This window comes from Jidongwangia harbinensis, assembly GCF_020216025.1.
GTDB lineage: Bacteria > Actinomycetota > Actinomycetes > Mycobacteriales > Micromonosporaceae > Actinoplanes > Actinoplanes harbinensis.
Window position 1 is genome coordinate 45,279 of record NZ_JAIWNC010000043.1, and the last position, 11,951, is coordinate 57,229.

Here is an 11,951-nt window from a genome sequence, read left to right on the forward strand (position 1 = left end):
CATGCTCACCCAGCTGCACCAGTCCTGGTCCCTGATCCTCGGGGTGTCCAGCGGATTCGGCCGGGCCACCGCCCGCGAGGTCGCCCGGCACGGCGGCCACGTCATCGGGGTGCACTTCGACGCCGCCCAGGGCGCCGACGAGGCCCGCAAACTGGCCGACGAACTGCGCGACACCGGCGTGCAGGCCCACTTCTTCAACCAGAACGCGGCCAGCGGCGCCACCCGGGCCGAGGTGGTGTCCCGCACCGCCGAGCTGACCGGCGGGGCCGGCGTCCGGCTCGTCCTGCACTCGCTGGCCTTCGGCTCGCTGCTGCCGCTCATCCCGTCGCCCCAGGAGTCCGAGACCATCACCCCCCGGCAGATGGCGATGACCGTCGACGTGATGGCGCACAGCCTCGTCTACTGGGCGCAGGACCTCCATGCCGCCCGGCTGCTGCCGCGCGGCGCGAAGATCTTCTCGATGACCAGCGCCGGCAGCACCCAGGCGCTGGGTTCGTACGGGGCGGTCTCGGCCGCCAAGTGCGCGCTCGAGGCGCACACCCGCCAGCTCGCCGTGGAACTGGCGCCGCAGGGCGTGGCGGTCAACGCACTGCGGGCCGGCACCACGCTCACCCCGGCCCTGGCGCGGATCCCCGGCAGCGCGGTGTACGCCGAGGCGTGCCGGGCCCGCAACCCGCACCGGCGGCTCACCGAACCGGAGGACGTCGCCGAATTCATCGCCCTGCTCACCCTGACCGACTCGTCCTGGCTGACCGGCAACGTGATCGGCGTGGACGGCGGCGAACTGATCAGCGCTTGACCCCGACCGAGGAAAGGAACCCCATGTCCGACACCGCATCCACCGTCGACATCGAGGAACTGCGCACCCTGGTGGCCGACGCCCTGGAACTCACCCCCGCCGAGATCACCGACGACGCCAGCTTCGCCGACGACCTCGAGGTCGACTCGCTGACCGCCCTCGAGGTGGCGGTGCGCGTGGAGAAGCACTACGGCATCAAGCTGGCCGAGCCGGAGTTCAAGCAGCTCACCTCGCTGCGCTCGGTCCGCGCGCTGGTGGACGCCAAGCTCGGCGAAGGGTGGACCGATGCCCGGTAGCGGACGGCCGGCGGCCCTGGTCTCGGGCGGTTCCCGCGGCATCGGCCGGGCCGTGGTGCTCCGCCTGGCCCAGGACGGTTTCGACGTCGCGTTCTGCTTCCGGTCCGACCAGACCGCCGCCGACCACGTGGCGAAGGAGGCCGCCGAGCACGGCGCCCGGGTGTACGCCCGGCCCGTCGACGTCACCGACGCGGCGCAGGTACGCGGTTTCGTGTCCGGCGCGGAACAGGAACTGGGCCCGGTGCACGCCGTGGTCACGTCCGCCGGCATCGTCCGGGACAAGCCGCTGGCGCTGATGGCGGACGAGGACTGGCACGCGGTGCTGGACACCAACCTGACCGGCACCTACCACGTCTGCCGGGCCACCATCTACGCGCTGATGCGGCGCCGGCAGGGCACCGTGGTCACCCTGTCGTCCATCGCCGGGGTCTACGGCAACAGCACGCAGACCAACTACGCGGCGTCCAAGGCGGGCATCATCGGCTTCACCAAGGCGCTGGCGAAGGAGTGCGGGCGGTACGGCGTCCGGGCCAACACGGTGGCACCGGGGCTGATCGAGACCGACATGACCGACGCCCTGTCCGACCAGGTCCGCGAGCGCATCCTGCGACAGGTCACGCTGGGCCGGTTCGGGACCCCGGAGGAGGTCGCCGACCTGGTCTCGTTCCTGGTCTCCGACCGGGCCCGCTACCTCAGCGGACAGGTCATCGGGCTCGACGGCGGCCTGGTGATCTGAGGTGAGTGACGTGTCGACCCGGGACCGCCCGGCCGGGCGCGCCGCGCCGGTGCGGCTCGCGCTGGCGCCGGTCGTCGCGGCCCGGCTCGCCTACGCCGCCTGCCATCCGCCCCGGCGGGCGGCCCGCGACCCGAACCGGCCCGGGTTCGCCACCGAGGAGGTCGCCGTCCCGGCCGGAGCCGGGCGCGCGCTGAGCGGATGGCTGTGCCCCGGCGATCCCGCGCGGATCGTGGTCGTCGGGCACGGCCTCGGCCAGGACAAGGCGCGCAGCGTCCGGTACGCGCGGTTCCTCTCCGACGCCGGCTACACCGTGCTGATGTTCGACTTCCGCAACCACGGTGCCAGCTTCGACGACCGGGCCCTGACCGGTTACCACCGGCGGTTCGGACAGGACGTCGAGGCGGTCGTCCGGTGGGCCCGGGCCCGGTCCGCCGGGCCCGGCACCCGGGTCGCGCTGTACGGCTTCTCGCTGGCCTCGTTCGCCATGCTGCACGCGGTCGCCGGGCTGCCCGACCCGGTGCACGCGGTGATCTGCGACAGCGGGCCCAGCGACCGGCCCGCCGGCACCGCGGACAACCTGCTGCGCTCCGGGCTGCTGCCGGTACCGCCGATGCCACCGGCGTCCCTGGCGTACCGGCTGTTGGCGGCCACCTACCGCCGGCTCAGCGCGGTCACGATGGGCTGGCCGGCGCCATGGCCGCCGACCGCCGCCCAGCCGCGGTACGCCGACACCCCGCTGCTCTTCGTGACCGGTGACGCGGACCGGCTGGTGCCGTCCGCCGAGGTGCGCCGGGTGGCCGCGGGCTGCCCCCGGGCCGAGGTCGTGGTGATCCCCGGGGCCGCGCACATGAAGACGATGACGGCGGCGCCGCAGACGTACACCGGCGCCGTCCTCGATTTCCTGGCGAGGGCGATCGGCGTGCCGGGGAGGGACCGCTGATGCGACTGGGCCTGAACCTCGGTTATCTCGGCACCGCGGGCGGCGGCCCGCCGCCGGACGTGTCGGCGACCCTGGTGGCGGCGGCCGAACGGCTCGGTTACGCGATGGTGTGGACCGCCGAGGCGTTCAGTTCCGACGCGGTGTCCCTGCTCGGCTGGCTCGCGGCCCGGACCACCGGCATCGGGCTGGGCACCGCCGCCATGCAGATCCCGGCGCGCAGCCCGGCGATGACCGCGATGACCGCGGCCACCCTGGACGTGCTCTCCGGCGGCCGGTTCCACCTCGGGCTGGGGGTCTCCGGACCGCAGGTGGCCGAGGGCTGGCACGGCGCCGGCTTCGACCACCCCCTGGCCCGGACCCGGGAGTACGTCGACGTGGTGCGGATGGCGCTCCGCCGGGAACGGCTGGTGCACGCCGGCGACTACTACGCGGCCGGGCAGGGCGCGGCGCTGCGACTGGGCATGCGGCCGGTCCGCGCCGCGGTCCCCGTCTACCTGGCCGCGGTGGGACCCCGCAACATCGCGCTGGCCGGGGAGATCGCCGACGGATGGCTGTCGGTGTTCTTCGCGCCCGAGTCCGCCGGCGACCAGCTCGACGCGCTGCGCACCGGGCTGCGCCGCGCCGGGCGGCACCGGGACGACGTGGACGTGGCGGTCACCGTGCCGGTCGCGGTGGGCGACGACCCGGCGGAGTGCGCCGACCGGCTGCGCCTGCACGCCGCCCACTTCCTCGGCGGCATGGGTAGCCGCGAGCACAACTTCTACAACCGGCACGCCGCCCGGATCGGGTACGCCGCGGCCGCCGCCCGGGTGCAACGGCACTACCTCGACGGGGACTACCGGTCCGCGGCGGCCGCGGTACCGCTGTCGTTCGTGGAGCGGACCTGCCTGGTGGGCCAGGTGCCGGCCATCGCCGAGCGGATCCGGGCCTACGCCGACGCCGGCGTGCGTACCCTCTCGGTGCTGCCCGGCGGCCGCGACGCCGGCACGGGCCTGCGGACCCTGCGCACCGTCGCGGAGGCGTTCGACAAGTCGGGGGTCGGTGACTGATGGCCGGCGGCTTCGACGCGATCGTGGTGGGCGCGCGGTGTGCCGGTGCCGCCACCGCCATGCTGCTCGCCCGCGCGGGGTACCGCGTGCTGATGCTGGAGCGTGCCCGGTTCCCCCGCGACACGCTGTCCACGCTCTACATCCACCAGCCCGGCATCGCGCTGCTGCACCGCTGGGGCGTGCTGGACGCGGTCACCGCCACCGGTTGCCCGCCGATCGAGCGGGTGGTCCACCAGGTCGACGGGGTACGCCTGGCCGGCAGCGTCCCACCGGTCGACGGCATCCGGGCGGCGTACGCACCGCGCCGGTACCTGCTCGACCAGATCCTCGCGGACGCGGCCGTGGCGGCCGGCGTCGACTTCCGGCCCGGCTGCACGGTCGAGGACGTCACGTTCACCGACGGCCGGGCCACCGGCGTCCGCTGGCGCCACGGCGGGCGGACGGTGCCGGAGCGGGCCCCGCTGATCGTCGGCGCGGACGGCATGCGGTCCCGGACCGCGGCCGCCACCGGTGCCGTCCTGCTCGCCGCCCATCCGCTGCTGACCTGCGTCTACTACACGTTCGTGGCCGGTGTGGACGCGGGCTTCGAGGCGTACGGCACCACCGGCCGCTGGGCCGGCTCGGTGCCCACCAACGACGGCCTGACGCTGGTCGCGACGTACTTCCCGCAGTCCGAGTTCCCGGCGATCCGGGCGGACGCGCACCGCGCCCACCACGACTGCCTGCGCACCGTGGCACCCGGCCTGTACGAGCGGATCGCGGCCGGCACCCCCGCGGACCGCCTGTACGGCAGCGGCGACCAGCGCAACTACCTGCGCCAGGCGGCCGGTCCCGGCTGGGCCCTGGTCGGCGACGCCGGCCACCACAAGGACTCGATCACCGCCCGGGGCATCACCGACGCGTTCCACCAGGCGCAGGCGCTCGCCGACGCGGTCGGCACCGACCTGCACGACCCCACCAGGCTGGACGCCGCCCTGGCCGGCTACGCGGCGCGCCGCGACGACCTGGTCCGGGACGGCTACCGCGACGCCCTCGCCACCGCCGCGTTACGCCCGCGCCGGCGGCTGCGCCTGCTCCGGGCCGTCGCCGCGGACCCCGCCCTGACCGAGCGCTTCCTGGCCACCATGGCCGGCATCCGGCCCAGCGGCGACCTGGCCACCCCCGACCTGACCGCCGCCGTACGACACTGACCCGGAGGCCGCACCATGACCAGCCGCGCCACCTTCGACGCCATCTACGCCGGCCGTACCCCGCTGGGCGACCGGGCGCCGTGGGACATCGGGGCACCGCAGCCGGTGATCGCCGAGCTGGACCGGTCCGGCCGCATCCGCGGCGACGTGCTCGACGCCGGCTGCGGCACCGGGGAGAACGCCCTGCTGCTCGCGGCGCACGGCCACCGGGTGCACGGGTTCGACATCTCGCCGGTGGCGGTGGCCCGGGCCCGGGAGAAGGCCGTCGCCCAGGGCCTGGAGGTCCGCTTCGACACCGCCGACGCCACCGGGATCGGATCGTGGCCGGAGCGCTTCGACACGGTGGTCGACTGCGGGCTCTTCGACTCGTGCGGTGCCACCCTGCGCCGGCGGTACGCCGGGGCCCTGCGCCACGTCTGCCGCCCCGGCGCGACGGTCTTCCTGCTGGAGCTCGACGGCGGCTCCGCGGCGGTGATGCGCGAGCGTTTCGCCGCGGTGGGCCTGCCCGGGACGCTCACCAGCCGGATGCCGCAGCTGCGGCCGGCGGACGTGACCGAGGCGTTCGCGGACGGGTGGCAGGTCGACGAGCTGACCGCGGCCACGATGGTGGTGTACCTGCCCGGCGCGGCCACCCCGGCCGAGGTGCCGGCGCTGTTCGCCGCGGTCCGCCGCCGCTGACCGGTCCGGCCGGCGCCGGGTCGTCAGAGGCCGAGCAGCTCCGGCCGGTCGGCCAGGGCCCGGAAGTGTCCGCCCGGGCCGGGCAGCAGCCGTCGCTCGCGCAGATCGAGCAGCCCGCCCACGCTCAGCACCTCGGCGACCGGGTCGCCGCCGGCGGTGTGCAGCCCCTGCTCCACCCGGAACGTCTTGCCGTCGCCCCACCGGAAGGCACACGTCACGCCCACCTCGTCGCCGGCCAGCACCTCCCGGTGGAAACGGATGGTCGTCTCCAGGTTGACCGGCCCGATCCCGTGCGCCAGCAGGTCCGCCTGGCGGATCCCGGCGGCGCGCAGCAGTTCCCAGCGCGCGTGCTCGGCGTACTGCAGGTAGGCGCTGCTGGTCAGGTGGCCCTGGGAGTCGGTCTCGTAGACGCGCACGGTGACCGGGACGGTGAACGGTGTCGGCACGGGCGTCCTTCCGGGCGGATCAGTCGGCGTGCGGCAGATGGCGGGCGAGTTCGACACGGGAACCCACCCCGAACTTACGAAACAACACCCGCAGGTGATAGTTCACGGTGTGCGGCGACAGGGAAACCCGGCGCGCCACCTGCCGGTTGGTGAGCCCCTCGCCGACGTACCGGATGATCGCCTGTTCGGTGTCGCTCAGCCGGGCCCAGGTCACCTCCGTGCCGTTCGGTGCGGCCGGAACCGGCGCCGGCGTGCCGGAGTTGAGCAGCGTGCTCACCCGGGCGGCGTCGTTGCGGGCGCCGATGCGCTGGAAGCCGGCCAGCGCCCGGCCGAGCCGTTCGGCGGTCTCCGCGCAACCCACCGGGTGCCCGGAGCGTCCGAGCCGGCCGAGGTCCTCCTCGGCCAGCGCCGCGGCCCAGGGGTCGCCGTGGCCGGCGGCGGCCTCCCGCAACGCGTCCGGGTCCTGGTCGAGCACCCCACGGGCATGCCGGGCGGACAGCCGGACGGTGGGGAAGCCGCGGTTCGCGGCGGCCAGTTCCTCGGCGGTGGCGGCGACGCTGGCGGCCAGCGCGACCTGGTCGGCGGCCAGGGCGATGCGGATCAGCCAGGCCGCGGCACCCGGTTCCTCCAGGTACAGCGAGCGCTGCGACAGCAGGTCGGCGTGCCGGGTGGTGAGCAGGTCCAGGGCCCGCTGCTCGCCGAGCTGGGCCACCGCGATCAGGAACTCGCACCAGCCGATCCGGACCGACGGGAACACGGTGCCGTACGCCCGGGCCGCCGCCCGGCACCGCCAGACGTGGTCCGCGGCGGTGGTGATGTCGCCCAGCCGCAGCGTCACCAGCGCGAGGACCGCCTGCGCGTACGGCGTCACCCACCGGCTGGGCGCCTCCGCGGCCAGGGCCAGGCCGGCCTGGGCCCGCTCGTACGCGTCGCTGGTGCGACCCGCCTGCAGCAGGATCCGGGCGTGGATGACCAGGGGAGGGGCCTGGTGGGCGGACAGGCCCAGGCGGGCGATGGTGTCCCGGGCCTCCTGGATCAGCCGTTCCGCCTCGGACCGCCGGCCGATCTCGGCGAGTTTGGCGGCCAGCGTCAGCCGCGGGTAGGGACGCCAGGCCGGGGGCGCCGAGTCGTCGGCGGACAGTGCCGCCGTCCGGCCCCAGTGCAGCCCGTCGTCCAGCTGCCCGGCCGCCCAGCTGAGATTGGACAGCACGGTCGTGGCGGCCAGCAGGTCGGCGTCCGCGGGCCGGTCGGCGTGGGCGGCGACGATGGTCCGCGCCTCGGCGGTCACCGCGGCCGTGTCCGTGCCGAACAGGCCGACGATCCGGTCCGCCGCGGCGCCCACCGGGTCGGCCGTGCCGGGCAGCCGGCAGGTGGCCGGGGTGCCGGCGAGCAGGCGGCGCAGGTCGTCGACGACGTCGGCGGCGAGCGGTTCGGTGAGGGTGGCGCGGGCCAGCAGGACGGCGGGTACGAGCGCGTCGGCGCTCGCGCCCACGGCCGCGCCGTCGCGTGGTGTCCCGCGGAACTGCCGGTGCAGGGCGTGGCGAACCGACGGGGGCACGTTCTCCGCGATGGCGCGCCACACCAGGCCGTGCACGAACGTGGTCTGCTCGTCGACGGAACGCAGCAGCCCGGCCGCGATCGCCTCGTTGAGCACCGGCAGCAGCCCGGCCGCGGTCCCGCCCTGGATGCCGGCCACGGTCTCGAAGCAGAACGTCTGCCCGAGGGTCGCGGCGATCTGGAGGAACTGCTGGGCCGGCGGGGAGAGCGCGCTGAACCAGTACCGCACCACCTCGTGCACGCGCCGCGGGACGCGGTCGGCCAGCAGGTGGGCCCGGCCGTCCCGGACCTCGATGCCGCCCTCCTCGCGCAGTCCCTCCACCAGTTCGACGATCAGCAGCGGGTTGCCGGCGGCGGTGGCGACCACGGCCCGCAGGTCGTCCGCCGGCACCGCGCCGGCCCGCCCGGCGACCAGGGCGACGACGGCGTCGCACGGCAACGGTCCCAGCTCGATCCGGCTCAGCACGGTGCTCCGGGCGAGCAGCCGCCGTACCTCCGGCCCGGGTTCTCCGGACGGCGCGGTGAGCACCCAGACGAGCGGTTCGGCCGCGATCTGCTCGCGCAGCCGGAACGGCGCCGGGCCCGCCCCGGACATGGCCAGGTGCAGGTCGTCCACGGCGGCGATCCAGGGCCCGGCCGTGGCGTCGGCGGCGCGGCAGGAGCGGGCGCCGAGCAGCGCGCCCATCTCGTGCACGTCGATCACCGCGCCGGCCCGCCCGGCGGGACGGTCCATGACGGTGAAGCCGCGCCGCTGCGCCTCCGCGAGGGTGTCCTCCAGCAGCCGCGTCTTGCCGCTGCCCGGCGGGCCCTCGATCAGCACCACCTCGCCCTGGGCCCGGTCGCCCAGCGTCTCCAACACTCCGCAGATCTGGGTGAGCTCGCGTTCGCGGCCCAGTAATCGGTCTGCCATCACACCGGTCCCCCGACATCAGGTGGTTCGGCCCGCCTCAGGACGCGATCGTACGTCCCGGATTTCTACGACTGTCAATATCATGTGAACGTTGCGGTGCGTGGTCCGGTTGCCGGCATCGAGCGTGCCACCTTGCGCTGACCTGGATGAACGTCCGGTTTCCGGTGCGTGCGGTGCGCGTTGCCGCGACGTTTCCCGGCGCCGCGGGACTGTGCCAAATGATGTCTGGCCGGCCAGGTCAGCAAGATGTACCGAGTCGGTCTGTCCGGCCGATGGCAGCGTCGCGCTCATGTCCGCCACGCATGAGCCCCTGTCCCGTCCACTGTCGACACCCGTGGCCACCGCACCCGACCGTCCGGTCCGCACCGGACGGATCGTCGTGGCCAGCGTCCTCGCCGGAATCGCCCTGGCCGTGCTCTGGTCGTACCATCTGGTCGACCGGGTGATCGGCGACAACGTCGCCGACCGCCTGCTCGGGTACGACGCCCGATCCGGCGCCATCGCGGGCACCACGGCCGGTCTGGTGTTCGCCTTCGTCTCCGGGCTGGCCGGCACGTTCACCGCCTGCAACATCGCGATGGCCGCCTCGATCGGCCCGATGGCCCAGGCCGGCGACGGTCCGCGGGCCCGGCCGGCCGGCACCTGGCGGGCGCTGCTCGCCCCGGTCGGTTACCTCACGCTCGGCATGGTGACCGTCTCGGCGGTGTACGGCTTCGCCGGGGTGCTGCTCGGCGACCGCCTCCCGCAGCTCTCCACCCGGACGGTGGGGGAGATGCCGGTACGCATCATCCAGTCGTCGGTGGTGTTCGGCGTGATCGGGCTGGCGCTGCTGCTGATCGGCCTGGCCGCGTTGCGGGTGATCCCGGACGTCTTCGCCGGGCGGCCGCGGGCCCGGGTCGTGGTGCTCGGCGCGCTGATCGGCGGCTTCCTGATCGGCCGGCCGTACCCGCTGTTCAACAAGCTGTTCCACTGGGCCGTGGACACCGGCAACCCGCTGAACGGTGCGGCCGCCTTCGTGCTCCAGTCGCTCGGCAACGTGCTCCTGGTGGTGGCCCTGTTCGCGCTGCTCACCGCGGTCACCCGGGGCGGCTTCCTGCGGCTGATGACGGCGAGCCCGCGCCGGGCCATGGCGGTGACCGGTTCACTGCTGATCGCCCTCGGCGTGTTCACGGTCGTGTACTGGGTGGTCCGGGTGCCCGCCATCTTCGGGTTCGGCTGGTTCCCGACCATGCCGTACACGTGACGCCGGAAATTTCTTCCCGGTGCTGTCGATTCCGGGGTCCGGTGCGCGACTACCTCGGGAAGCCATCCGACGATCGTCGCGCGACGACCAGGGCCGGTCCCGCGCGACCGCACTCCAGGAGCTGACATGAAGTTCATGATCATGTTGTTCGAGAAGGACACGGACTGGCAGGCGGCGCCGCCCGAGGAACTGGAGGCGGCGCTGGCCGAGCACGGCGCCTTCACCAAGATGCTCCAGGACAAGGGCATCGCGTACTCCGGCGAGGCGGTCAAGGATTCCGGCAGCGCGGTCACCCTGCGGCGCGCCGGCGACGGGGACACGCTGACCGCCACCGAGGGGCCGTTCGCGCCGGGACAGCCGGCCCAGCTCGCCGGTTTCTACGTCATCGACGTCAAGGACCTCGACGAGGCGGTGGAGATCGCCCGGATGTGCCCGACCGGCGCGGCCACCGAGGTGCGGCCGATCTGGGAGAGCGCGGCCTGACGCCCGATCCGCACGGGCCGTGTTGTCCCCCGGCGCGGCCCGTGCTCCCGTTCCCTTTGGAGGTCCGGTGACTGCTGTCCCGCAAGCCCGTGTCCCGCAGGCCCGGCTCGGTCTCGCGCTGGCCCTGCTGGCGTCCACCCAGTTCGTGCTCACCCTCGACTCGGGCATCATGAACGTCGCCCTGCCGACGATCCAGACCGACCTGGGCTTCGCCGCCGAGGACCTGGCCTGGGTCACGAACGCCTACGCTCTGGCGTTCGGCGGTTTCCTGCTGCTGGGCGGCCGGATGGCCGACCTGGTCGGGGCCCGCCGGATGTTCATCGCCGGCCTGGTCCTGTTCACCGCGGCCTCGCTGCTGGGCGCGGTCGCGCAGACGCCGCTCTGGCTGGTGCTGGCCCGTGCCGTGCAGGGCCTCGGCGGCGCGCTGGTGTCACCCGCCGCGATGACGCTGGTGGTGACCATGTTCGCGGCCGGCGCCGAACGCAACCGTGCGCTGGGCATCTTCGGCGCGATGTCCGGGCTGGGCGGTGCGGCCGGCTTCATGCTGGGCGGCGTCCTGACCGAGTGGCTCGGCTGGCCGTCCGTCCTCGCGGTGAACGTGCCGATCGGCATCGCCGCGGTGCTGCTCGCCCCGGTGCTGCTCACCGGTGAACGGGCCACCGGCACCGACCGGTCGTTCGACCTGCTCGGCGCGTTCTCCGTCACCGGCGGCCTGACCGTGCTGGCGTACGCCGTGGTCGGCGCGCCCGGTGCCGGCTGGGCGTCGGCCCGCACCCTCGGCCTGCTCGCGGTCGCCGCCGTGCTGCTCGTCGCGTTCGTCGGCATCGAGTCCCGGGCCCGCAACCCGCTCGTGCCGCTGCGGGTGTTCCGGCACCGGCTGCTGCGCTCGGCGAACATCCTGGCCGTGCTGATGACCGCCTCGATCTTCCCGTTCTTCTTCTTCGTCACGCTGTACCTGCAACAGGTGCTCGGATTCGGTCCGTTCCAGGCGGGCCTCGGCCAGTTGCCGCTGGCCCTGGCCATGATGGTCGCGGCGGCCGCGCTCGCGGCGCAGCTCATCGCCCGCTACGGCCTCCGCATCACCGCCGCGCTGGGCCTGGCGTCGTCGTGCGCCGGCCTGGCCTGGTTCGCCCAGCTGTCGCCGGACGGCACCTACCTGGGCGACGTGCTGGGTCCGGCGCTGCTGATCGGCGTCGGGCTGGGCCTCGGGGTGGTGAGCGTGACCATCGCCGGCACCGCCGACGCGCGCCGCGAGGAGGCCGGCCTGGCCTCCGGCCTGATCAACACCACCCAGCAGGTGGGCGGGGCGATCGGGCTGGCGGTGCTGATCGCGCTGGCGGCCAGCGCCGCCCCGGCGGGCCCGGCGGCGGAGTCTCTCACCGGCGGGTTCCGGGTCGCGCTGTACGTGGGCGCGGCGCTCGCCCTGCTCGGCGTGGTCCTGGCGCTCGTCATGCTGCCCGGCCGGCCCCCGGCGGAGCGGGCCGCGCCCCCGGCGGAGCGGGCCGCGCCCCCGGCGGAGCGGGCCGAGCCCTCGGCGGACCAGGCCGCGCCCCCGGCCGAACCACCGCGCCCGGCCGAGACCCGCCTGTCCGGCCCCGCACCGAGCACCAGCCAAGGAGGATGA

General features: G+C 74.6%; 12 protein-coding genes. 10 read left to right on the top strand and 2 right to left on the bottom strand.

Features of this window, described 5'->3' with window-relative positions:
- The first annotated feature begins 1 nt into the window (after position 1).
- The 7 genes from LDL48_RS36295 to LDL48_RS36325 are packed head-to-tail and all read left to right on the top strand — an operon-like array spanning position 2 to position 5,688.
- Positions 2 to 799, top strand: coding sequence for an SDR family oxidoreductase (locus LDL48_RS36295; protein WP_225259683.1), 798 nt, complete (start codon positions 2 to 4; stop codon positions 797 to 799).
- A 23-nt stretch (positions 800 to 822) separates the two neighbouring features.
- Complete coding sequence (locus LDL48_RS36300; protein WP_225259684.1) at positions 823 to 1,095, top strand: acyl carrier protein; 273 nt, start codon at positions 823 to 825, stop codon at positions 1,093 to 1,095.
- Entirely contained in the window at positions 1,085 to 1,831 is a 747-nt protein-coding gene (gene fabG / locus LDL48_RS36305) for a 3-oxoacyl-ACP reductase FabG (RefSeq protein ID WP_225259685.1), read from the top strand. The genes LDL48_RS36300 and fabG overlap by 11 nt, the downstream gene beginning before the upstream one ends.
- A gap of 10 nt (positions 1,832 to 1,841) precedes the next feature.
- On the top strand, positions 1,842 to 2,771 hold the full coding sequence (locus LDL48_RS36310) for an alpha/beta hydrolase (RefSeq protein WP_225259686.1): 930 nt from the start codon (positions 1,842 to 1,844) through the stop codon (positions 2,769 to 2,771).
- Entirely contained in the window at positions 2,771 to 3,820 is a 1,050-nt protein-coding gene (locus LDL48_RS36315; protein WP_225259687.1) for an LLM class F420-dependent oxidoreductase, read from the top strand. The genes LDL48_RS36310 and LDL48_RS36315 overlap by 1 nt, the downstream gene beginning before the upstream one ends.
- A complete protein-coding gene (locus tag LDL48_RS36320; RefSeq protein WP_225259688.1) occupies positions 3,820 to 5,010 on the top strand; it encodes an NAD(P)/FAD-dependent oxidoreductase in 1,191 nt (396 codons plus the stop codon). The genes LDL48_RS36315 and LDL48_RS36320 overlap by 1 nt, the downstream gene beginning before the upstream one ends.
- A gap of 15 nt (positions 5,011 to 5,025) precedes the next feature.
- Positions 5,026 to 5,688, top strand: coding sequence for a class I SAM-dependent methyltransferase (locus LDL48_RS36325; protein WP_225259689.1), 663 nt, complete (start codon positions 5,026 to 5,028; stop codon positions 5,686 to 5,688).
- A 23-nt stretch (positions 5,689 to 5,711) separates the two neighbouring features.
- Here the strand turns inward: LDL48_RS36325 and LDL48_RS36330 are convergent, their stop codons facing one another.
- Together LDL48_RS36330 and LDL48_RS36335 are read right to left on the bottom strand one after the other, a co-directional pair.
- Positions 5,712 to 6,134 carry an acyl-CoA thioesterase gene (locus LDL48_RS36330; RefSeq protein WP_225259690.1) on the bottom strand — a complete coding sequence of 141 codons (423 nt, stop codon included), beginning with the start codon at positions 6,132 to 6,134 and terminating at the stop codon, positions 5,712 to 5,714.
- Between the two features lie 19 nt (positions 6,135 to 6,153).
- Positions 6,154 to 8,601 carry a LuxR C-terminal-related transcriptional regulator gene (locus tag LDL48_RS36335; protein ID WP_225259691.1) on the bottom strand — a complete coding sequence of 816 codons (2,448 nt, stop codon included), beginning with the start codon at positions 8,599 to 8,601 and terminating at the stop codon, positions 6,154 to 6,156.
- Positions 8,602 to 8,890: 289 nt separating this feature from the next.
- On the opposite strand from LDL48_RS36335, the gene LDL48_RS36340 reads away from it, so the two are divergent.
- From LDL48_RS36340 to LDL48_RS36350, 3 genes are all read left to right on the top strand, one after another.
- The gene (locus LDL48_RS36340; protein WP_225259692.1) at positions 8,891 to 9,844 is read left to right on the top strand and encodes a hypothetical protein; all 954 of its coding nucleotides are present in this window, start codon (positions 8,891 to 8,893) and stop codon (positions 9,842 to 9,844) included.
- A gap of 126 nt (positions 9,845 to 9,970) precedes the next feature.
- Positions 9,971 to 10,327, top strand: a complete 357-nt coding sequence (locus LDL48_RS36345; protein ID WP_225259693.1) for a YciI family protein — start codon at positions 9,971 to 9,973, stop codon at positions 10,325 to 10,327.
- A 67-nt stretch (positions 10,328 to 10,394) separates the two neighbouring features.
- Positions 10,395 to 11,951: an MFS transporter gene (locus LDL48_RS36350; protein ID WP_225259694.1), complete on the top strand. Its 1,557-nt coding sequence runs from the start codon at positions 10,395 to 10,397 to the stop codon at positions 11,949 to 11,951.

What these genes read in the sequence shown, in the direction of transcription:
- LDL48_RS36295 (WP_225259683.1), top strand. Translation starts at nt 2, where the DNA reads ATGCTCACCCAGCTGCACCAGTCCTGGTCCCTGATCCTCGGGGTGTCC.
- LDL48_RS36300 (WP_225259684.1), top strand. Translation starts at nt 823, where the DNA reads ATGTCCGACACCGCATCCACCGTCGACATCGAGGAACTGCGCACCCTG.
- fabG (WP_225259685.1), top strand. Translation starts at nt 1,085, where the DNA reads ATGCCCGGTAGCGGACGGCCGGCGGCCCTGGTCTCGGGCGGTTCCCGC.
- LDL48_RS36315 (WP_225259687.1), top strand. Translation starts at nt 2,771, where the DNA reads ATGCGACTGGGCCTGAACCTCGGTTATCTCGGCACCGCGGGCGGCGGC.
- LDL48_RS36320 (WP_225259688.1), top strand. Translation starts at nt 3,820, where the DNA reads ATGGCCGGCGGCTTCGACGCGATCGTGGTGGGCGCGCGGTGTGCCGGT.
- LDL48_RS36325 (WP_225259689.1), top strand. Translation starts at nt 5,026, where the DNA reads ATGACCAGCCGCGCCACCTTCGACGCCATCTACGCCGGCCGTACCCCG.
- LDL48_RS36335 (WP_225259691.1), bottom strand. Translation starts at nt 8,601, where the DNA reads ATGGCAGACCGATTACTGGGCCGCGAACGCGAGCTCACCCAGATCTGC.
- LDL48_RS36340 (WP_225259692.1), top strand. Translation starts at nt 8,891, where the DNA reads ATGTCCGCCACGCATGAGCCCCTGTCCCGTCCACTGTCGACACCCGTG.
- LDL48_RS36345 (WP_225259693.1), top strand. Translation starts at nt 9,971, where the DNA reads ATGAAGTTCATGATCATGTTGTTCGAGAAGGACACGGACTGGCAGGCG.